Below are 24796 nucleotides of genomic sequence, written 5' to 3'. Positions count from 1 at the left end.
GCTGTTTTACCATGTCCCGCGCACCTTGTTTACCCTGAGGCTGTCAGGTCCGGGCCGCCCTGGCATCCACAGAGAGGGGTAACCGCCAGAGTCCGGCGGAACCCTTCAGCCGGGCACTTGTCCCCGCTTCCCATGTCACCCCCCAGCCCACAGATACCTTAATTTTCCAAGCCTGCCGGAAGCCACTCCAGGCCCTCGGCTGCGCCCGCTATTTTTTCCTGGGCGCCCGGCACTGCCGATCCAAGCGGCAAAACTGAATACGGACATTCTCGTCAACCGTGAATTATCAGGCAGGTTACCCATGCAGTTCAGCGACTTACTGGCAGCGATCTCCACCCATGCGATCCGTCTGCAGACCGAAGAGGGCGACCTGATCGTCCTGGGCGATGACGAAGCGTTGGACGACGCGCTCTGGGATCAATTGATCGCGCACAAACCCCAACTGTTGCAGTTGGTCGCCGAACATGGCGGTGACTGGCTGAGCCCGGCCTACCGCATCACACCGGACATGCTGGCCCTGGTCAACCTCGACCAGCCGGCCATCGACCGCATCGTCGCGGCGGTCCCAGGCGGCGCGGCGAATGTGCAGGATATCTACCCCCTGGCGCCGCTCCAGGAAGGCATGCTTTATCACCATCTTTCGGCGCAGAAGGGTGACCCTTACGTGCTGCACGCGCAGTTCGTGTTCGACAGCCGCGCACGCCTTGAGGCCTTTGCCGAGGCGTTGCAATGGGTCATCGACCGTCACGACATCCTGCGTACCTCGATGGTCTGGGAGCGCCTGGACGAGCCGCTGCAAGTGGTGTGGCGCAAGGCTGTGCTGGCCTGCGAAGAGGTGCCTCTGGACGGTGCTGACCGCCTCGCTCAATTGCTCGCTCGCTATGATGCCCGCGCTTATCGCATGGACCTGGGCCAGGCGCCGCTGCTGCGCCTGGTATTCGCTGACGACCCGGCCAACCAGCGGGTGGTGGCGATGCTGCTGTTCCACCACACCATCCTTGATCACACGGCCCTGGATGGCGTTCGGCATGAAATCCAGCTGTACCTGGCCGGGCAGCAAGCCCTGGCCCGTGCACCGATAGCGTTTCGCAGCTATATCGCCCAGGTGCGCCATGGCGTCAGCGAGCAGGCCCATGAGGCGTTCTTCCGCGACATGCTGGCGGATATCGATGAACCGACGCTGCCGTTCGGTCTGCAAGATGTGCAGGGCGGCGGCCAGGGGATCGACGAAGTGCGCATTCCCGTCGACAGCGCTCTGAGTCGCCGCCTGCGCAGCATGGCGCGCCCGCTGGGGGTGAGTGTGGCGAGCCTGATGCACCTGGCTTTGGCGCGAGTGCTGGGTGCAGTCTCCGGTCAGGAGGCGGTGGTATTTGGTACTGTGATGCTCGGGCGCATGGGCGCAGGTGAGGGCGGTGAGCGGGCCTTGGGCATGTTCATCAACACCTTGCCACTGCGGGTGGATGTGGGTGAGCAGGGCGTGCGCGCTGCGGTCAAGATCACCCATGAGCGCCTCACGCGCTTGCTCGATCACGAACATGCGTCCCTGGCGCTGGCACAACGGTGCAGCGGCGTGGCGGCGCCTACGCCGCTGTTCAGCGCGATACTCAACTACCGTCACAGTGCCGCCACCGACATGGCGGCGGTGATCGAAGTCGCCGACGGCATCCGGGTGTTGGGCGCCGAGGAGCGCACCAATTACCCGCTGACGCTGAACGTCGATGACCTGGGTGAAGACTTCGCCCTGACCGTGATGGTCGATGCGTCTATTGGCGCGCAGCGGGTTGCGGGTTATCTGCATACGGCCTTGCAAAGCCTGGCCGACGCCCTTGAACAACGACCGGATATGCCGCTCTGCGGCCTGAACATCCTGCCTGACGCTGAACGCCACTATTTGCTGCACACTTTGAATCATTGCTCCACGCATTACGCCGACACCCAACTGATCCACCAGCAAGTCGAAACCCACGCCGCTGCCCAGCCCGATGCCATTGCGTTGCGCTTCGAGCAGCACGCCCTGACCTACCGCCAACTCAACGAACGCGCCAACCAGGTCGCCCACGCGCTCCTGGCCCACGGTGTGTGCCCCGACGCGCGCGTGGCGATTTGCGTGGAGCGTGGCCCGCAGATGATCATCGGCATGCTTGGCATTCTCAAGGCCGGTGCGGGCTATGTGCCCATCGACCCGGCCTATCCCCAGGAACGCATCGCCTACACCCTGGCCGACAGCCAGCCGGTGGCGGTGCTGGTGCAGGCCAACACGGCGCAGCGGGCCGGCGCACTGGCCCGGATCGACCTGGACCACCTGGGCCCGTTGCCCATCACCAACCCTGGGCTGCACCTGAGCCCGGCCAACCTGGCCTACGTCATCTACACCTCCGGCTCCACTGGCCAGCCCAAGGGCGTGATGATCGAGCATCGCCAGGTCGCACGCCTGTTCAGCGCCACCCACCACTGGTTCGGGTTCAACCCGCACGATGTGTGGGCGCTGTTCCATTCCTTCGCGTTCGACTTTTCCGTGTGGGAAATCTGGGGCGCGCTGATGCACGGCGGCCAGTTGCTGATCGTGCCGCAACTGGTCAGCCGCTCGCCGGATGAGTGCTACGCGCTGTTGTGCGACGCCCAGGTGAGCATCCTCAACCAGACGCCGAGCGCGTTCCGCCAGTTGATCGCGGCCCAGGGCAACAGTGCCCAGTCCCATTCCTTGCGCCAAGTGATTTTCGGCGGCGAAGCCCTGGAACCGGGCATGCTCAAGCCGTGGTACGCACGGGCAGTGAATGCCGGTACGCAACTGGTGAACATGTACGGCATCACTGAAACCACCGTGCATGTGACCTACCGTGCGCTGGAAGCGGCCGACGCGCACTTGGTCGGCGTGAGCCCGATTGGCGTGCGTATTCCCGATTTGCAGTTGTACGTGCTGGATGAGCGCCATGAGCCCTTGCCCCTGGGTGTGGTGGGCGAGTTGTACGTGGGCGGTGCCGGGGTGGCGCGTGGTTACCTCAACCGCCAGGCGCTGAATGCCGAACGCTTCCTTGCCGACCCGGCCACCGGCTTGCGCATGTACAAGACCGGCGACCTTGGCCGCCTGCTGGCCGACGGCAGTGTCGAGTACCTGGGGCGTAACGATGACCAGGTCAAGATCCGTGGTTTCCGTATCGAACTGGGTGAAATCCAGGCGCACCTGGCCACTGCCAGCGGCGTGCGCGATGCGGTGGTGATCGCCCGTGAAGATCAGCCGGGCGACAAACGCCTGGTGGCCTATGTGATCAGCGATGGCGAACTCAACGTGGCCGCCCTGCGTGACCATCTACTGCTGAGCCTGGCCGAACACATGGTGCCCAGCGCCTTCGTGCGCCTGGATACGCTGCCGTTGACCACCAACGGCAAACTCGACCGCAAGGCCTTGCCCGCACCCGATGCCGACGCCCTGGCCCGGCGCGAGTATGCGGCGCCCCAGGGGGCGGTGGAAACCACCCTCGCCATGCTCTGGCAAGACCTGCTCAACGTCGACCGTGTCGGTCGTGAGGACAATTTCTTCGAGCTCGGCGGCCATTCGCTGCTGGCGGTCAAGCTGATCGAACGCATGCGCCAGGTCGACCTCAGCGCCGATGTGCGCGTGCTGTTCGGTCAACCGACCTTGGCGGCGCTCGCTGCGGCGGTGGGCGGCCAGCAGACCGTGCAGGTGCCGGCCAACCTTATTCAAGCAGACACGCAGGCCATCACCCCGGACATGCTGCCCCTGGTCGAGCTGGATCAGGCCGCTATCGACCATATCCTTGAGGCCGTACCCGGTGGCGTTGCCAACGTGCAGGACATCTATGGCCTGGCGCCTTTGCAGGCCGGCATTCTCTACCACCACCTGGCGACCACCGAGGGCGACCCCTACGTGTTGCAGGTGCAGTTGCGGTTTCACGACCAGGGCGCCGTCGACGGGTTTGTCAACGCGCTGCACACGGTGATCGAGCGCAACGATATCCTGCGCACCGCCATCCTCTGGGAGGGCCTGGAAGAGCCGGTGCAAGTGGTGTTACGCCAGGCACCCTTGGTGATCGAACGCCTGGATGCGCTAGGCAGTGATGCACTGGAGCATCTGCAACAGCGTTTCGACCCACGCCACTATCGCCTGGACCTGTCACGCGCCTCGCTGATGCGCCTGGCGTATGCGCAGGACAGCCACGGCTTGGTCGGCATTTTGCTGCTGCACCATATCCTCCTCGACCACACGGCCCTGCACGTGCTGGTCAAAGAGATGAGTGCCAGCCTGCATGGCCACAGCGCGCAACTGCCTGACGCGGTGCAGTATCGCAACTACGTGGCCCAGGCCCGCCTCGGTGTCACCCAGGCCCAGCATGAAGCCTTCTTCAGCCAGATGCTTGGCGACATCGACGAGCCGACCCTGGCCTTCGGTTTGCAGGACGTGAATGGTGACGGCAGCGGCATCCATGAAGCGCGCCTGCCGCTGGAACCGGCGCTCAACCTGGGCTTGCGCGAACAGGCGCGGCAACTGGGCGTGAGCACCGCGAGCCTGGTACACCTGGCCTGGGCCCAGGTGCTGGGCCAGGTGTCTGGCCAGCAGGAGGTGGTATTCGGCACCGTGTTGCTGGGCCGTATGCAGGGCGGTGAGGGCGCGGACCGGGCGCTGGGGATGTTTATCAATACCTTGCCGCTGCGGGTCAGCGTTGGCAGCGTCGGCGTGCAGGCCGGCGTGCGCGCCACCCATGCGCGCCTGGCGCAACTGCTCGGGCACGAACATGCCTCGTTGTCCCTGGCCCAGCGTTGCAGTGGCGTGCCGGGCTCGCTGCCGCTGTTCAGCACCTTGCTCAACTACCGGCACAGCGCAGCCGATGAAGCGCCGGGGGACAACCCCTTTGCCGCTTCCGGTATCGAGATTCTCAGCTCCGAAGAACGTAGCAACTATCCGCTGGTGCTCAACGTTGATGACCTGGGGAGTGGCTTTGCGCTGACGGTGCAAGGCGTCGCGCACCTGGATGTGCAACGCGTGGGTGAGTACATGCTCACCGCGTTGCGCCATGTGGTGAGCGCGCTGCAACATGCGCCGACCACGCTGCTGCAGGCGGTGTCGATCCTGCCGCCTTCCGAGCGTCATCAAGTGCTGGTAGGTTTCAACGCCACCGCCCGGCAATACCCCTCGCAACTTACTGTCTCGCAACTGTTTGAAGCCCAGGCGCTGGCCCGCCCTGAAGCGCCGGCGGCGGTGCAGGGCGAGCTGTCACTGAGCTACCGTGACCTCAATCGCCGTGCCAACCGCCTGGCCCATCATCTGATCAGCCAGGGTGTGCAGCCCGGCGAAAGCGTGGCGATTGCCTTGCCGCGTTGCCTGGATCTGCTGGTCTGCCAACTGGCGATCCTCAAGTGCGCTGCGGTGTATGTGCCGCTGGACGTCAACGCGCCTGTCGAACGCCAGGCCTTCATCGTCAAAGACAGCGGCGCACGCCATGTGCTGGACGACCTGGCGCAGTTGGATCTGGACGCGCAGTCGCCCGCTAACCCAGACTTGGCCCAATCCGCGCAGAGCGTTGCCTACATCCTCTACACCTCCGGCTCCACCGGGACACCCAAGGGCGTGCAAGTGCCCCACCTCGCCATCTCGCGGCTGGTGCTTAACAACGGTTTTGCCGAATTCAGTGCCCACGACCGGGTGGCCTTTGCTTCTAACCCGGCATTTGACGCCAGCACCCTCGAGGTGTGGGCGCCGTTGCTCAATGGCGGTTGTGTGGTGGTGGTCGAGCAGGTGCAGTTGTTATCCCAAGCCGCGTTCGCCGAGCTGTTGCGGGAACAGGCGGTCAGCGTGTTATGGATGACCGCCGGGCTATTTCATCAGTACGCCGATGCGTTGATGCCGGTGTTCCGCCAATTGCGCTATCTGATCGTCGGCGGCGACGTGCTTGACCCTCAGGTGATTGGCCGGGTACTCAAGCTCGGCAAACCCCAGCATCTGCTGAATGGGTATGGCCCGACCGAAGCCACCACGTTCTCCACCACGTTTGAGATCACTACCCTTGGCGAGGGCGCTATTCCGATTGGTCGACCGATTGCCAACGCTCAGGCCTATGTACTGGACGCGCGCCAGCAACCGCTGCCCGTGGGTGTGACCGGCGAGCTCTATATCGGCGGTGCGGGCGTTGCGAAAGGCTACTTGAACCTGCCTCAGCTGAGCGCGGAAAAATTCGTCCCGAACCCATTCGGCGATGGCCAACTCTACCGCAGCGGTGATCTGGCCTGCTGGCGAGCCGACGGCAATTTGATGTATCTGGGGCGCAATGACCTGCAGGTGAAGATTCGTGGCTTTCGTATCGAACCCGGTGAAATCGAAGCGTGCCTGTGTGCCTGTGCCGGGATCAGGGACGTTGTGGTATCGGTTCGCGAAGACGAGCCTGGCCACAAACGGTTAGTGGCCTATTACTCCGCCGACGCAACGTTGGATATCGCAACCCTGCGAGCTCATGTGCAAGGCCGGTTGCCCGATTACATGGTGCCTTCGGCTTATGTGTGGCTGGCGCAGTTGCCGCTCACCGCCAACGGCAAGCTCGACCGCAAGGAATTGCCGGTACCCGACCAGGCTGCCTTGATCAGCCGTGGCTACGAAGCCCCACAAGGCGAGGTGGAAAGCCTGCTGGCGCAGATCTGGCAGGATGTGCTCAAGCTTGAACGCGTGGGGCGCCATGATCACTTCTTCGAATTGGGCGGGCATTCGTTGCTGGCGGTCAGCCTGATCGAACGCATGCGCCAAGTGGGCCTGAGCGCCGATGTGCGCGTGTTGTTCAGCCAGCCAAGCCTGGCCGCGCTGGCGGCAGCCGTGGGCAGCGGCAGAGAAATCGTGGTGCCCGCCAATGGCATCCCCACCGGCTGCATACAGATCACACCGTCGATGCTGAGCCTGGTGCAACTCACGCCGCAGGCCATCGCGCGGATTGTCGCCAGCGTGCCGGGTGGTGCAGCGAATATCCAGGATATCTACCCGCTGGCGCCGCTACAGGAAGGCATTCTCTACCACCACATCAGCGCCGAGCAGGGCGACCCGTACCTGCTGCAATCGCGCATGGCCTTTGACACTGCCGAGCGCCTGCACGGTTTTATGGGCGCGCTGCAACAGGTGGTGGCGCGCCACGACATTCTGCGTACCGCTGTGGTGTGGGAAGGGCTCGAAAGCCCGGTGCAAGTGGTGTGGCGCACCGCCCATTTGGGGGTGCACGAGGTGATGCTCGACCCGGCACACGGCGACGTGATGGCGCAACTGCATGAGCGTTTCGATGCGCGTCACTACCGCCTGGACATTACCCAGGCGCCCTTGCTGCGCATGGTCTATGCCCAGGACCCGGCGCACAACCGGGTCGCGGCGATCCTGCTGTTCCATCACCTGGCGCTGGACCACACCGCCATGGAAGTGGTCGGCCAGGAAATGCGTGCCTTTATGTTCAACCAGGCCCAGGATTTGCCCGCCGCCGCGCCGTTTCGCAACTATGTGGCCCAGGCGCGACTGGGCGTCAGTGTGGCGCAGCATGAGCAGTTTTTCCGCGACATGCTCGCCGAGGTCGACGAGCCCACCTTGCCGTTTGGCCTGCAGGATGTGCAGGGCGATGGTCGTGCAATCGAAGAAGCCGAGGTGCACCTGGAAGCGGGCCTGGCCCAGCGCGTACGCCAGCAGGCGCGCCAACTGGGGGTCAGCGCCGCCAGCCTGATGCACCTGGCCTGGGCCCAGGTGTTGGGCCTGGTCTCGGGCCGCGACGAGGTGGTATTCGGCACGGTGCTGATGGGCCGTATGCAAGCCGGCGAGGGCGCAGACCGTGCGCTGGGGATGTTTATCAACACCTTGCCGCTGCGGGTCGATATTGCAGCCGGCGCAGCGCAGGCGGTCAAAGCCACCCATGCACGCTTGAGCGCCTTGCTCGGGCATGAGCATGCGTCACTGGCCCTGGCCCAGCGTTGCAGCGGTGTGCCGACCAGCACGCCGTTGTTCAGCGCCTTGCTCAATTACCGCCACAGCAACCCAGGCGAAATGGCCCGCGACGGCCACGGCATCTGGGAAGGCGTGCAACTGCTGGGCGGTGAAGAACGCAGCAACTATCCGCTGACCCTGAGCGTGGATGACCTGGGCGCAGGCTTTGGCCTGAGCGTGCTGGCCGTGCCGCAAATCGGCGCGCAGCGCCTGTGCGACTACATGCTCAGCGCCGTGGAGCAACTGGTTGCCACCCTTGAGACGGCGCACCACCGCGCGCTGCGCCAGTTACCGATTCTGCCCGCCGCAGAGCGCGACACGGTGCTGCGCGAGTTCAACGCCACTGCCCACGACTTCCCCCGTGGCCAGACGGTGCACGGTGCGTTTGAGGTGCAGGCCGAGCGCCAGCCCCATCGCATTGCCGTGCAGCAAGGCAGCGAGGCGCTGACGTATCAGCAGCTCAATCAACGGGCCAACCAGTTGGCTCATCACTTGCTGGAACTCGGCGTGCAAGCCGATGACCGCGTGGCACTGTGTTGCCGTCGCGGCCCGCAGATGCTGGTGGGGCTGTTGGGCATTCTCAAGGCTGGTGCGGGCTATGTGCCGATCGACCCGGCGTATCCCGCCGAGCGTATCGCCTACTTGTTGCAAGACAGCGCGCCCGTGGCGGTGCTGGCCGAGACCAGCACGCGGGAGCTGCTGGGGCCCGTCGCCGTGGTCGATCTGCAGGACCCCGGTTGGCAGCGCCACGCCGTCAGCAATCCGCAACTGCCCGCCCTGACGCCCGCGCACCTGGCGTATGTGATCTACACCTCCGGTTCCACCGGCCAGCCCAAGGGCGTGATGGTGGAACACCGCACCGTGGAAAACCTGGTGCATTGGCACTGTGAGGCCTTTGGTCTGACAGCGGTAAGCCACACCAGCAGCGTGGCCGGCATGGGGTTTGATGCCATGGCCTGGGAAGTCTGGCCGGCCCTGTGCGTCGGCGCGACCCTGCACCTGCCACCCGCCGACATCGGCAACGAAAACATCGATGAACTGCTGGCCTGGTGGCTGGCACAGCCGTTGGACGTGAGTTTCCTGCCCACCCCGGTGGCCGAGTACGCGTTCAGCCTGCCCCAGCAGCACCCTACCTTGCGCATCCTGCTGATCGGCGGTGACCGCCTGCGTCAGTTCACTCAGGAGCGGCGCTTTGCGGTGGTCAACAATTACGGCCCCACCGAGGCCACGGTGGTTGCCACCTCCGGCCGCGTGCGGGCCGGGCAGGCGTTGCATATCGGCCGGCCCATCGCTAATGCCACCGGCTACGTGCTGGATGCGCACCTGCGCCCGGTACCGGTGGGCGTGGCCGGTGAACTCTATGTGGGCGGCAGCGGCGTGGCGCGGGGTTACCTGAACCGTCCCGAGCTGACGGCCGAGCGCTTCCTGCAAGACCCGTTCAACCCAGGGCAGATGTACCGCACCGGTGACCTGGTGCGTTGGCTGCCCGATGGCAACCTTGAGTACCTGGGCCGTAACGACGACCAGGTAAAACTGCGCGGTGTGCGGGTTGAACTGGGTGAAATCGAAAGCCGCCTGACGGCACTGGACGGCATCCGCGAGGCCGTGGTGCTGGTGCGCGAAGGCCGCCTGTTGGCCTGGTTCACCGAACAGCGCCCGCTGCAGATCGAGACCTTGCGTGCGCACCTGCAGGCCCAACTTCCCGAGGCGCTGGTGCCGGTCGCCTACATGCGGCTTGATCAGTTGCCCCTGACCGCCAACGGCAAACTGGACCGCAAGGCATTGCCAGAGCCAGACCAGTGCGCCTTGCTCAGCCGTGAATACCAAGCCCCCCAGGGTGACGTCGAAACCACCCTGGCGCGGCTGTGGGCCGAGGTGTTGCAGGTGGAGCAAGTGGGTCGCCATGACCACTTCTTCGAACTGGGCGGCCATTCATTGCTGGCCGTCAGCCTCATCGAGCGCATGCGCCAGGCCGGCCTCAGCGCTGATGTGCGCGTGTTGTTCAGCCAGCCAACCCTGGCCGCGCTGGCCGCCGCTGTCGGCAGTGGCCGCGAAGTGCAGGTGCCGGCCAATCGCATCAGTGCCGGTTGTCAGCGCATCACCCCGGACATGCTGGCCCTGGTGGACCTCGACCAGTCGGCGATCGACCAGGTGGTGGCCCAGGTGCCTGGCGGCGCTGCCAACGTGCAGGACATCTACCCGCTGGCGCCTTTGCAGGAAGGGATTTTCTATCACTACCTCACGGCGGCGCAGGGCGATCCTTACCTGTTGCAATCACACCTGGCGTTTGACGGTGTCGAGCGCCTGCACGCCTTTATGCGCGCACTGCAACAGGTGATCGACCGCCACGACATCCTGCGCACCGGGGTGGTGTGGGAGGGCCTGGCGCAACCGCTGCAAGTGGTGTGGCGCCAGGCGCAGTTGTGCGTGCAGGAACTGCAACTGGAGGGTGACGTACTCGCCGGCCTGCACGAGCGGTTTGATGCGCGGCGGTATCGCCTGGAGATCAGCCAGGCGCCGCTGATCCGCCTGATGTACGCCCAGGACCCGGCCAACCAGCGCGTGGTGGCGGTGTTGCTCTATCACCATATCGTGTTGGACCACACCGCCTTCGACGTGGTGTTGCGCGAAATGCAGGGCCACCTGTTGGGCCACGCAGCGCCTACCGCCGCGCCAATGCCGTATCGCAACTATGTGGCCCAGGCCCGTTTGGGTGTCAGCGAACAGGAGCATGAGCAGTTCTTCCGCCAGATGCTGGGCGATGTCGACGAACCGACGTTGCCGTTCGGCTGGCAGGACGTGCGCGGCGACGGCAATGCCATCGACGAACACACCCTGCAACTGGACAGCCAGCTCAACCGCCGCCTGCGCAGCCAGGCACGGCTGCTGGGGGTCAGTGCTGCCAGCCTGTTCCATCTGGCCTGGGCGCAGGTGCTGGCCGCGGTATCGGCGCGCCATTCGGTAGTGTTTGGTACGGTGCTGGTGGGTCGTCTGCAAGGCGGCGAGGGAGCCGACCGCGCCCTGGGCGTGTTTATCAACACCTTGCCGCTGCGCCTGGATATCGACGACCAGGGCGCCCGCGCCGCCGTGCGGGCCACCCATGCGCGTCTGACCCAATTGCTCGGCCATGAACACGCCTCCCTGGCGTTGGCCCAGCGTTGCAGTGGCGTAGCGGCCCCGGCGCCCTTGTTCAGCTCGATGCTCAACTATCGCCATCGCGGCGCCGCCACCCGCTCGGCGGATGCGCAGTTGGCATGGGAAGGCATGCAGACCTTGGTCAATGACGGGCGCACCAATTACCCGCTGACCTTGAACGTGGACGACCTGGGCGACGGCTATGCGTTCACTGCCCTGGCCCAGGTGGATGCGCAACGGGTGTGCGGCTATATGCATAACGCGTTGAGCGGTCTGGTCGAAGCCCTTGAGCAGGCACCGCACCAGGCGCTGAACCGCCTGCCGGTGCTGGGGCTGCAAGAGCGGCAACAACTGCTGGTGCAGTTCAACGCCACCGAGGTGAACTACAACCTCGACCAGACCCTGCACGGGCTGTTTGAAGCCCAGGTTGTACGTACCCCGCAGGCCGTGGCGGTGAAGGCCGGCGAGCACACCTTGAGCTACCAGCAACTCAATGAACGCGCCAACCGCCTGGCCCATCACCTGCGTGACAGCGGTGTGCGCCCGGATGCACGGGTGGGCATCTGCGTCGAGCGCGGCCTGGACATGGTCGTCGGCCTGTTCGCCATCCTCAAGGCCGGCGGTGCCTATGTGCCGCTGGACCCGGCGTACCCGCCAGAGCGCATCGCCTACATGCTGCACGACAGCGCGCCGGTGGTGGTGCTGGCCCAAAGCGCCACCCGCACCCTGCTGGGGGACGTGGCGGTAGTTGACCTCGACCACAGCACCTGGCAGCACCAACCTGTCACCAACCCGCAAGTACCGGGCCTCATTGCCCAACACGCGGCCTATGTGATCTACACCTCCGGTTCCACCGGCCAACCCAAGGGCGTAATCAACGAACATGCCGGGGTGGTCAACCGCCTGTTGTGGATGCAGGACGCCTATAGCCTCAAGGCTCACGATGCGGTGTTGCAGAAAACCCCGTTCAGCTTCGACGTGTCGGTGTGGGAGTTCTTCTGGCCGCTGTTCACCGGCGCGCGTCTGGTGATGGCGCGCCCTGAAGGGCACAAGGACCCGGCGTACCTGTGCGAGGTGATCGCGGCGGAGCAGATCACGACCCTGCACTTTGTGCCGTCGATGCTCGATGTATTCCTGGCCCACGGCGATGTCAGCCAGGCGGCGGGGTTGGTGCGGGTGATGTGCAGCGGCGAGGCCTTGCCGGGCAGCCTGGTGCGGCGTTTCAAGCAGCAGTTGCCGGGGATTGGTTTGTACAACCTGTATGGCCCCACTGAAGCGGCGGTGGACGTGACGGCCTGGAACTGCGCACGGCCCGAGGTGCCGGACAACACCCCGATCGGCAAGCCGATTGCCAACACCCGTCTGTATGTACTCGATGGGCAGTTACAGCCGGTGCCGTTGGGCGTGGTCGGTGAGCTGTTCATCGCCGGCGTGCAAGTGGCGCGGGGTTACCTGAACCGCCCTGAGCTGACCGCCGAGCGCTTCCTCGACGACCCGTTCACCCCTGGGCGCATGTACCGCACCGGTGACCTGGGCCGCTACTTGCCCGACGGCACGCTCGAGTACCTGGGGCGCAACGACGATCAGGTGAAGATCCGTGGCCTGCGCATCGAACTGGGAGAAATCCAGGCGCGCCTGATCGAGCATCCGGCGGTCAAGGACGCCGTGGTCGTCGCCCGTGACCAGCGCCTGGTCGCATATTACACCGGCGCGCCCACCGACATCGAAAGCCTGCGCGCCCAACTGTTGCAGCACCTGCCTGACTTTATGGTGCCGGCGCTGTTCATGCACCTGGACGCCTTGCCCCTGAGCCCCAACGGCAAGCTCGACCGCAAGGCCCTGCCTGCACCGGGTATGGACGCGTTGCAGGTACGTGAGTACGCGGCGCCCGAAGGCGACACCGAGATCCTCCTGGCCCAACTCTGGGCCGAGCTGCTCAAGGTGGAGCGGGTAGGGCGCCACGACAACTTCTTTGAACTGGGCGGGCACTCGCTGCTTGCCGTGAGCTTGATCGGGCGCCTGCGCCAGGAAGGCATGGAAGCCGATGTGCGGGGCTTGTTCGAACAACCGACCCTGGCCGGCTACGCCGCAATGACCGAACGAATGGAGATCGTCCTGTGAACATCCTCGAGCTGCTGGCAACCCTGAAAACCAAGGATGTGCAACTGGCGCTCAAGGGCGAGCAATTGTCGGTGAACGGCAACAAGCAAGCCTTGAGCGACCCGGCGATATTGGCCGCCTTGCGTGAACACAAGCCGGCGCTGATCGAACTGATCAAGACAGGTGAATACACCGCGACCAAGGCCGGTGAGGTGCAGGTACCGGCCAATGGCATCCCGGCCAATGCCGAGCGTATCACCCCCGACATGCTGACCCTGTCGACCCTGAGCCAGGACGAGATCGAGCGCATTGTCGCCACGGTGCAGGGCGGCGTGGCGAATATCCAGGACATCTACCCGCTGGCCCCGTTGCAGGAAGGCATCCTGTTCCACCATGTCAGTGCCGAGCAGGGTGACCCCTATGTGATGCAGTCGCAGTTCGCCTTTGACAACCTTGCGCGTTTCGATGCGTTTGCCCAGGCGCTGCAACGGGTGATGGACCGTCACGACATCCTGCGTACCGGGGTGGTCTGGGATGGCCTGACGCAACCCTCGCAAGTGGTGTGGCGCCAGGCACGCCTGCCGGTGCAAGCCTTGATGCTGGAACCGGCCGATGGCGATATCGCCGCGCAACTGCATGACCTGTTTGATGCCCGCCACTATCGCCTCGACGTCACCCAGGCGCCGTTGCTGCGCCTGGTGCACGCTGAAGACCCGGCCAACCAGCGCATCGTCGCCACCCTGTTGTTCCATCACATGGCGCTCGACCACAGCGCCCTGGACGTGGTGTGCCACGAAATGCAGGCGTGCCTGTTGGGCCAAGGCGCGGTCCTGGGCCAGGCCGTACCGTTTCGCAACTATGTGGCGCAGGCGCGGTTGGGGATCAGTGAGCAGGAGCACGAACGTTTCTTCCGGCAGATGCTCGGCGATATCAGCGAGCCCACCTTGCCGTTCGGTCTGCAGGACGTACAAGGTGATGCGCGGGGTATCGCTGAAGTCAGCCTGCCATTGGCGCCGGCACTGGCCCAGCGCTTGCGCGGGCAGGCGCGCCAACTGGGCGTGAGCGCCGCCAGCCTGTTTCACCTGGGTTGGGCCCAGGTGCTGGGGGTGTTGGCCGGCAAAGCCCAGGTGGTGTTCGGCACCGTATTGATGGGGCGCATGCAGGGCAGCCATGACACAGACCGCGCCTTGGGCATTTTCATCAATACCTTGCCGTTTCGCGTGGACGTAGACGCCCAGGACGTACGCACCGCAGTCAAGGCCACCCACGCACGTCTGACCACCTTGCTGCGCCATGAGCACGCGGCGTTGGCCCTGGCCCAGCGTTGCAGTGGCGTGCTCGCGCCGACGCCGCTGTTCAGCGCGCTGCTCAACTATCGCCACAGCGCGCCCGCCGCCAGCGCCGAGGCGGTGTCGGCCTGGCACGGTATCACCGCACTGCGCGCCGAGGAGCGCACCAACTACCCGCTGACCCTGAGCGTGGACGACCTGGGTGAGGGCTTCGGCCTGAGTTTGCTGGCCAGCACCCTGGTTGACCCTCAGCGCGTCTGCGCCTACCTGCACACCGCGCTGGAAAACCTGGTGAGCGCACTGGAGCAGGCCCCCCATACCGCGCTTGATCAACTCTCGGTGGTGCCCGCCGCCGAACAGCGCTTGCTGCTGGAACAGTTCAACACCACCCAGACCGTTTTCCCCCAAGGCACCACCCTGCATGGCCGCGTCGAAGCCCAGGCCGCGCTCACGCCGCACGCCATTGCCGCTGTGCATCAGGGCCGGCAACTGACTTACGCCGAATTGAACCAGCAAGCCAACCTGCTGGCGCATCATCTGCTGGCGCTGGGGGTCAAGCCCGACGACCGCGTGGCCATTGTCGCGCGGCGCGGCCTCGACACCCTGGCCGGGTTGCTGGCGATTCTCAAGGCCGGCGCCGGTTATGTGCCGGTGGACCCGTCCCACCCGGCCGAGCGCCTCCACTATTTGCTCAGCGACAGCGCGCCGGTGGCGGTACTCACCCAGCATGCGTTGCTGAAGCGCCTGCCGGTGCTGGAAGTGCCGGTGATCAACCTGGACCGCTTCACCTGGCAGCACCATTCGGCGAGCAACCCCACAATCGCCGTCGGCCCGACGAATCTCGCCTATGTGATCTACACCTCCGGCTCCACTGGCTTGCCCAAGGGGGTGATGGTGGAACACCACAGCGTCGCCAACCTGGTGGACTGGCATTGCAGCGCCTTCGACCTGCGCGCCGGGCGGCATACCGCCAGTGTTGCCGGTTTCGGCTTTGACGCGATGGCCTGGGAAGTGTGGCCGGCGCTGTGTGTGGGCGCCACCTTGCACCTGCCACCGGCCCATGAGGGCGGCGAAGATATCGACGCACTGCTGGCCTGGTGGTGCGCGCAGCCACTGGACGTGAGCTTTCTGCCGACGCCGGTGGCGGAATACGCCTTCAGTCAGAACATCGAGCACCCGACCTTGCGCACCTTGCTGGTCGGTGGCGACCGCCTGCGCCAGTTCGGGCGGGCGCAGCGCTTTGAGTTGGTCAACAACTACGGGCCCACCGAAGCCACGGTGGTGGCCACTTCCGGCAAGGTCGAGGCGGGCCAGCCGTTGCATATCGGCAAGCCCATGGCCAATGCCAAGGTCTACGTGCTCGACCCACACCAGCGTCCGGTGCCGCTGGGGGTGGCGGGGGAGTTGTACGTGGGCGGCAAGGGCGTGGCACGCGGTTACCTCAACCGCCCGGAACTGACTGCCGAGCGCTTTGTGCGCGACCCGTTCAACGAAGGACGCATGTACCGCACCGGCGACCTGGTGCGCTGGCTGCCGGACGGCACACTCGATTACCTGGGGCGCAACGATGACCAGGTGAAAATCCGTGGCGTGCGCATCGAACTGGGCGAAATCGAAACCCAGCTCAACCAGTTGCCCGGGATTCTGGAAGCGGTGGCGGTGGTGCGTGAAGAACGGCTGGTGGCCTACTTCACCGAAAACCCACAACTGGACCCGCTGACGGTGGCCCAGATTCGCGCCCACCTGGTGGCGCATCTGCCGGACTACATGGTGCCCGTCGCGTTCATGAAACTCGACGCACTGCCACTGACGGCCAATGGCAAGCTTGACCGCAAGGCCCTGCCGGCGCCTGACATGGCCGCCGTCTTTACCCGCGAGTACGCCGCGCCCCTGGGCGAAATCGAAACCGTGCTGGCGCAGATCTGGGCCGAGGTGTTGCAGGTGCAGCGCGTGGGGCGCTATGACCATTTCTTTGAGCTGGGTGGGCATTCGCTGTTGGCCATGCGCATGGTGTCCCAGGTGCGCCAGCGGCTGGGCGTCGAGTTGGCGCTGGGCGACCTGTTTGCCAACGCCGAACTGGCGGCGGTCGCCGAGGTACTGGCCCAGGCCGGTCGCAGCACCTTGCCGGATATCTTGCCGGCCAACCGTGATGAGGACGTGCCGCTGTCCTTCGCCCAGCAACGCCTGTGGTTCCTGGCCTTGATGGAAGGGGCCAACACCGCCTACAACATTCCCATCGGTTTGCGGTTGCGCGGGCAGTTGCATGTGCAAGCGTTGCAACGGGCCCTGGCGCGCATTGTGGGGCGGCATGAAACCCTGCGCAGCCGCTTCGCCCAGCAGGGTGACCAGGCCCAGGTGCTGGTCGTGCCGGCCGAAGAGGTATTGCCGCTGCAAGTGCAGGACCTGCGTCGCCATCCGCAGCCGCAACAGGCCCTGGACGCGCTGATCCACGGCGAAGCTTCGGCACCGTTCGACCTTGAGCGCGGCCCGTTGCTGCGCGGGCGCCTGGTGATGATGGCCGATGATCACCATGTGCTGTTGCTGACCCTGCACCATATCGTCTCTGACGGCTGGTCCATGGGTGTGCTGACCCGCGAGCTGATGGCGCTGTACCAGGCTTTCAGCCACGGCCACGCCGACCCGCTGCCGCCCTTGCCGATCCAGTACGCCGACTTTGCCGTGTGGCAACGCCTGTGGCTGAGCGGCGAGGTGCTGCAGCGCCAAAGCAGCTACTGGCAACAGGCGTTGGCCGGTGCGCCGGCGTTGCTGACCTTGCCCACCGACCGCCCGCGCCCGGCGCAGCAAGACTACGCTGGCAGCAGCGTCGAAGTGCGCCTGGATGAACGCCTCACCGCCGGGCTCAAGGCCTTGAGCCAACGCCATGGCACCACCTTGTACATGACCTTGATGAGCGCTTGGGCTTCGCTGTTGGCGCGCTTGTCCGGGCAGCCCGAGTTGGTGATCGGCACGCCGGTGGCCAACCGCATGCGCACCGAAGTCGAAGGGCTGATTGGCCTGTTCGTCAACACCCTGGCGCTGCGTATCGACACCTCGGGCGAGCTGAGCACCGAGGCGTTGATGGCGCGGGTCAAGGCGCTGACGCTGCAAGCCCAGGCCCATCAGGACTTGCCCTTCGAGCAGGTGGTGGAAATCACCCGGCCGCCGCGCAGCCTGGCCCACAGCCCGCTGTTTCAGACCCTGCTGAGCTGGCAGGACAGCAGCGCGCCGACCCTGGCCCTGGGCGACCTGGCCCTGGAGAGCATTGTCGAGAACAGCCATTTCGCCAAGTTCGACCTGTCGTTGAACCTGGGGGAAGTGCAGGGCAGCATCCTCGGCGCGCTGGAATATGCCGTGGCCCTGTTTGACGAATCGACGATCCAGCGTTACGTCGGCTATTTCATCCGCGTGTTGCAAGCCATGGTCGATAACGACCAGGCGGTGCTGGCGCAGGTGCCGCTGGTGGATGCGCGCGAGCGTCGGCAACTGCTGGTGGATTTCAACGCCACCGCCGTTGATTACAACCTCGACCAGACCCTGCACGGCCTGTTTGAAGCCCAGGTACTGCGTACACCCCAGGCCATTGCCCTGAAGGCGGGCGCGCAGCAACTGAGCTATGCCGAACTGAACGCGCGCGCCAACCAACTGGCCCATCACCTGCAAGCCCTGGGTGTGCAGCCCCAGGCGCGGGTGGCGATCTGCGTGGAGCGTGGCCTGGACATGGTCATCGGCCTGTACGCGATCCTCAAGGCCGGCGCCGCCTATGTGCCGCTGGACCCGGCCTACCCGTTGGAACGCATCGCCTACATGTTGCATGACAGCGCGCCGACGGTGGTGCTGGCCCAGGCCATCACACTTTCGTTGCTGGGCGAGGTGCCGGTGGTAAACCTGGATTCGCCCACCTGGCAGCACCAGCCCACCCATAACCCCCAGGCGGCCAGCGTGGCGGCCTACGTGATCTACACCTCCGGTTCCACCGGCCAGCCCAAGGGTGTGATCAACGAACACCCTGGAGTGGTCAACCGCCTGCTGTGGATGCAAGACGAATACGCGTTGACCGCCAGCGATACGGTCTTGCAGAAAACCCCGTTCAGCTTCGACGTGTCGGTGTGGGAGTTCTTCTGGCCGCTGTTCACTGGCGCACGCCTGGTCATGGCGCGCCCTGGCGGGCATAAAGACCCTGACTACCTGTGCCAGGTGATCGAGGCCGAGGGGGTCACGACGCTGCATTTTGTGCCGTCGATGCTCGACGTGTTCCTGGCCCATGGCGATGTCAGCCAGGCCGCCGGGCTGGTGCGGGTGATGTGCAGTGGCGAAGCCCTGCCGGGCAGCCTGGTACGGCGCTTCAAACAGCAATTGCCGGGGGTTGGCTTGTACAACCTGTATGGCCCCACCGAAGCGGCGGTGGATGTCACCGCGTGGGACTGCGCAGGCGCCGTGGTGCCGGATAACACCCCCATCGGCAAGCCGATTGCCAATACGCGCCTGTATGTACTGGACGAGCAGTTGCAGCCGGTGCCGTTGGGGGTGGTCGGTGAATTGTTCATCGCCGGCGTGCAGGTGGCGCGGGGTTACCTCAACCGTCCTGAGCTGACCGCCGAACGCTTCCTCGACGACCCGTTTACCCCGGGGCGCATGTACCGTACCGGTGACGTGGGTCGCTACTTGCCCGACGGCACTCTCGAGTACCTGGGGCGCAATGATGACCAGGTGAAGATTCGTGGCTTGCGCATCGAACTGGGGGAAATCCAGGCGCGCCTGACCGAGCATCCAGCGGTGCAGGAAGCTGCCGTGATTGCCCGCGAGCAGCGCCTGATCGCCTATTACACCGGCGTGCCGAGCGACGTCGAAAGCCTGCGCGCCCACCTGCTGCAACACCTGCCGGAATTCATGCTGCCGACGAGCTTTATGCACCTTCAGGCGCTGCCGCTGAGCCCCAACGGCAAGCTCGACCGCAAGGCACTGCCGACGCCGGGCCTGGACGCGTTGAGCGTGCGCGACTATGAAGCGCCCGTGGGTGATACAGAAATCACCCTGGCCGCACTGTGGGCCGAATTGCTCAGCGTGGAGCGCGTGGGCCGGCATGACAATTTCTTTGAATTGGGTGGCCACTCATTGCTGGCAGTCAGCCTGATCGGGCGCATGCGCCGCCTGGGCTTGTCGGCGGATGTGAAAGTGCTGTTCGGCCAACCGACCTTGTCCGCCCTGGCTGCGGCCTTGGGTGGTGGGCGTGAAGTGACAGTGCCGGCCAATCGCATTGCGCCCGATTGCACCCGGATTACGCCGGACATGCTTGCGCTGATCACCCTGGACCCCGCTGCCATCGAGCGCATCGTTGCCAGCATCCCCGGCGGCGCGGCGAATGTGCAGGATATTTACCCGCTGGCACCCTTGCAGGCCGGCATCCTGTATCAGCATCGCGCCGTGCAAGGTGAGGACGCCTATGTGCTGCAGGCGCAGTTTGCCTTCGACAGCCGCCTGCGCCTTGACGCCTTTGCCCATGCCTTGCAGGCGGTGATCCAGCGCCATGACATCCTGCGTTCATCCTTCCACTGGGACGGGCTGGAGGAGCCGGTGCAGGTGGTATGGCGCACCGCCTCATTACGTGTTGAAAACGGCTCGGTGCCGCCACGCCTGGACCTCGCCCAGGCACCTTTGATGCGCCTGGTGTATGCCGAGGAGTCGCAGCGGGTGGTGGCGACGTTGCTGTTCCACCATCTGGTGATGGACCACATCGCGTTGGACATCCTGCAACACGAAATGCAGGCTTTCCTGTTGGGCACGCAAGACACCTTGGCCGCGCCCGTGCCGTACCGCAACTACGTGGCCCAGACTCGTCTGGGCGCTGAGGACCACGAGCCGTTTTTCCGCGAGATGCTCGCTGAGGTCGACGAACCCACCGACGTACCGCACCTGGGTGCCGATGAGCGCGTGAAGGTGAGTCTCGACCTGGAGTTGAGTCGGCGCCTGCGCAACCAGGCGCGTCAAGCGGGAGTCAGCGCCGCCAGCCTCATGCACCTGGCCTGGGCCCATGTGCTGGGCACGGTCTGCGCCCGTGAACAGGTGGTGTTCGGCACGGTGATGCTCGGTCGCCTGCAAGGCGGCGAAGGTGCCGAGCGCGCCATGGGGGTGTTTATCAATACCTTGCCGCTGCGAGTCGACCTGGGTGAACACTCGGTACTGACCGCGCTGCGTGCCACCCATGGGCGCCTGACCCAACTGCTCAGCCATGAACACGCGCCTTTGGCGCTGGCCCAGCGTTGCAGCGGCGTACCCATGGCCACGCCGTTGTTCAGCGTGCTGTTCAACTACCGCCACAGTGCGCCCCAGGCCGGGGGCGTGGCCGAGGCGTGGCAGGGGATCGAGGTGCTCAAGACCGAGGAACACACCCACTACGGCGTGTCGATGAGCGTGGATGACCTGGGTGAAGGTTTCAGCCTCACGGCCATGGGGCAGGGGGCCCGACGCTTGGGCGACTATCTGCATAACGCCTTGGTGCAGGTGGTGCAGGCACTGGAAGAGCGCAGCGACATCGCCCTCAGTGGTTTGCCGATCCTGCCCCTGGCTGAACGCCAGCAACTGCTTGAGGGCTTCAACGCTACGGCTCGTGCGTTCCCCCGTGAACACAGCGTGCAGCAGTTGTTCGAAGCCCACGCGCAGGCGCGCCCCGACGCGGTGGCGGTGTTGCACGGCGAACAACGGATAAGCTATGGCGAACTCAACCGCCGCGCCAACCGCCTCGCCCATCACCTGCTCGGCCTGCGTGTGTGCCCCGGCGATAACGTGGCGATCCTGCTGCCACGCTCGGTGGCGTTGCTGGTCAGCCAACTGGCGATTCTCAAATGCGCCGCCGCCTATGTGCCGCTGGACATCAGCGCGCCGGCCGAACGCCAGAGCTTCATGCTGCAAGACAGCGGCGCGGCCTGGCTGTTGACCGGTAGCGACTGCAGCGTGGAGAGCGCGGCGCAGCGTCTGGACCTGGACACCCTGGGCCTTGACTCGCACCCCGACCACAACCCGGGCCTGCCGCAATCCTCGCAGAGCGTGGCGTACATCATGTACACCTCCGGGTCCACCGGCATGCCCAAAGGCGTATTGGTGCCTCACCGTGGCATCACGCGCCTGGTGCTCAACAACGGCTACGCCGATTTCAATCCCAACGACCGCGTGGCCTTCGCGTCGAACCCCGCCTTCGATGCCAGCACCATGGACGTCTGGGGGCCGTTGCTCAACGGCGGTCAGGTGCAGGTGATCGACCACGCCACCTTGCTCGACCCGCTGGCGTTCGGCGCGGCACTCAAGGGCGCGACGGTGCTGTTCGTTACCACGGCGCTGTTCAACCAGTATGTGCAACTGATTCCCCAGGCCCTGGCCGGCTTGCGTATTTTGCTGTGCGGCGGCGAGCGTGCCGACCCGGCGGCGTTCCGCAACCTGCTGGGGCTGGCTCCGGGGCTGCGCCTGGTGCATTGCTACGGGCCGACCGAAACCACCACCTACGCCACCACTTTTGAAGTGCGCGCCATTGCCGCTGAAGCCGACAGCGTGCCGGTAGGGCGACCCATTTCCAACACGCAGGTCTACGTGCTGGATGCGCAGTTGCACCTGCTGCCCCTGGGGGTGACCGGCGAAATCTGCATCGGCGGCGACGGTGTCGCCCAGGGCTACCTGAACCGCCCTGAGTTGACGGCGGAAAAATTCGTGCAGAACCCGTTCAATCCAGGCGCCTTGCTGTACCGCACCGGCGACCTCGGACGCTGGACCGCAGACGGACTGCTGGAGTGCATCGGGCGCAATGACGACCAAGTGAAGATCCGTGGCTTTCGCATTGAGCTGGGTGAGATCGAAGCACGCTTGGCGACATTCTCCGGAATCCGCGAGGGGGTGGTGCTGGCCCGCGAAGACGTGCCGGGGGACAAACGCCTGGTGGCCTATTTCACCTGGGCGGGCGAGCCGGTCGGCATCGAGCCGGTGCGTGCTTATCTGCAGGCGCACTTGCCGGCCTACATGGTGCCGTCGGCCTTTGTGATCCTTGAGCAACTGCCGTTGACGGCCAATGGCAAGGTCGATCGCAAAGCCTTGCCCGTACCGAAGTGGGACGCTTCGGCCAGCGGCACATTTGAAGCACCGGTCGATGCACTGGAGCAGACCTTGGCCCAGCTGTGGGCCGAGGTGTTGAAGCTTGAGCAGGTGGGGCGCCATGACAGTTTCTTCGAACTGGGCGGGCATTCCTTGTTGGCAATTCGCCTGGTCAATCGGCTGGACGAGGCCGGGTTGCCGGTGTCGCTGGCCGAGCTGTTCGAGCATGCCAGCGTGGCCTCGGTCGCGGCGCTGCTGCGCCTGCGCGGTGACGACGTGCTACCTGAGACGGCGGTGATCACAGTGCGTAGCCGCGGGGCGCAGGCACCGTTATTCCTGGTGCATGAGTTCAGTGGCATGGACGTGTACTTCCCGGCGCTGGGCCAGCACCTGCCTGGCGATTACCCGATTTATGGCCTGCCGGGCCTGGCGCTCGGCGAGGCGCATCTGGACAGCATGGAAGGCCTGGCCGCGCGCATGGTCGGGCTGATTCGCCAGATCCAGCCCCACGGTCCTTACCGGTTGGCGGGGTGGTCCTTTGGGGGGGGGCTGGCCTATGAAGTTGCCATGCAGTTGCTGGGGCAGGATGAGGCCGTGGCGTTTCTGGGCTTGATCGACAGCTACGTGCCGCGCATGACCGACCAGGGCAAGTCACGCTGGAGCGGGCCGGATGCCCTCAAGCGGCATTTGTTGTTGCAGTGCACGGCCTATTGGAAGGCACAGGGAGGTGTGGATGAGCTGGCGAACCTGGAACAACTGGAGGCAGGCCTTGGACAGCTGGACTTTGCGGCTCTGCTGCAACGCTGTCGCGATCAAGGTTTGCTATACGCGCAAATGGCAGCGGCGACGGACGCCGACCTGCTGAGCTTTTTGCAACGGGAAGTCGGCCATGGGCATGCCCTGGCCCACTACAGCCTGTTCCCGCTGCCGATCCCGGTTCACTTGTTCAGCGCCGAGCAGCGGCCTACCGAATTGTCGCGGCGCAGTGCCGCGCTGGGTTGGGACATCGCCCTGGCGCCTGGGCAACTGCGCCAGGTGCAGGTACCGGGGGATCACCAGAGCATGATGCAGGCGCCGCATATTCAGAGCCTTGGCCAGGCCATGAGCCGAGCGCTGGCGGCGAGCACTCCGGTGAGTTGCGCGGCGCACTCACCCTTGCTGCGTATCCAGAGCGGGCGCGCCGGTTATGCGCCGGTGTTCTGCGTGCCAGGCGCGGGAGACAGCGTCACCGGCTTTGTGGGTTTGAGCGAAGCGCTGGGGCGCGACTGGCCGCTGTATGGCTTGCAGCCGCGGGGGCTGGATGGCGAGGCGGTGCCTCATAGCCAGGTGGAAGCGGCGGCCCAGTGTTACCTGGCGGCGCTGGAACAGGAGTGCCCCGAGGGGCCGGTGCATCTGGTCGGGCATTCGTTCGGCGGCTGGGTGGCACTGGAAATGGCGCTGCGCTTGCAGGCAATGGGGCGTGAGGTGGGGTCGTTGACGGTGATCGACAGCGAGTCGCCGGGGCGTGCGGGCAAGGCATATACCTCGACGGCGGCGTTGTTGCGGTTGATCGAGGCGATGCAGTTGGCGGCTGGGAAGTCGCTGGGGATTGATCCTGTGGACTTTGCCGGGCGCGATGAGGTGGCGCAGCGACAAGCGTTGCATGGGGGGATGGTGAGTGTGGGGTTGTTGCCGGCGCGTGCGGCGCTGGAGGCAATGGATGGGCCGGCGCGCACTTACGCGGCGGCGTTGCGCACGGTGTATCAGCCGCAAGGGCGGTATGACGGGGTGGTGCGCCTGGTGTTGGCGCAGGACCCGGCGTTGGATTCGGCGGGGAACCAGCGTGAGCAGGGGTTGATGATCGAAGGCTGGCGAGGGCTGGGAGGTGGGTTGGAGGTTTGGTATGGCGGGGGGAATCACTTTACGTTGCTCAAGGCGCCGAATGTTTTGGGGTTGGCCAGGTGGTGGTTGGAAGTTGTTGGGGTTGGGGAGGTGGTGTCTTGAGGGGTGTGCACCGATCCAGATGTGGGCGCTGGCTTGCCTGCGATAACGGTTTGTCTGCGTACATATCCGTTCCTGCGGTAACGGCCACTTATGGTTCCGCTCTTACAGCGGGTCACTTTTGGAAAGGCCCAAAAGTAACCAAAAGGCCTTCGCCCCACCACTCGGCACCTCGCCCAGGCTCGGTGTGCCCGAACGCAGGCTTTGCAGCGTGGGCCGCCGCAATGGGCCATCCCTGGCCCAGTGCGGCTAACCCGGCGTG

2 protein-coding genes are annotated in these 24796 nt (G+C 65.1%); both read left to right on the top strand.

Going from position 1 to position 24796, the window contains the following annotated elements; genetic code table 11:
* Nucleotides 1-301 precede the first annotated feature (301 nt).
* Entirely contained in the window at nt 302-13213 is a 12912-nt protein-coding gene (locus AC07S6_RS04195; protein ID WP_495111780.1) for an amino acid adenylation domain-containing protein, read from the top strand.
* Nucleotides 13210-24537, top strand: coding sequence for an amino acid adenylation domain-containing protein (locus tag AC07S6_RS04190; RefSeq protein WP_495111779.1), 11328 nt, complete (start codon nt 13210-13212; stop codon nt 24535-24537). Before AC07S6_RS04195 ends, AC07S6_RS04190 begins: the two co-directional genes overlap by 4 nt.
* Nucleotides 24538-24796: the final 259 nt, after the last annotated feature.

Source organism: Pseudomonas sp. GW821-FHT07B01 (assembly GCF_059419065.1).
The sequence above is the reverse complement of the archived record's forward strand: the minus strand, read 5'-3'. Positions and strand labels throughout refer to the sequence as shown.

What these genes read in the sequence shown, in the direction of transcription:
- AC07S6_RS04195 (WP_495111780.1), top strand. Translation starts at nt 302, where the DNA reads ATGCAGTTCAGCGACTTACTGGCAGCGATCTCCACCCATGCGATCCGT.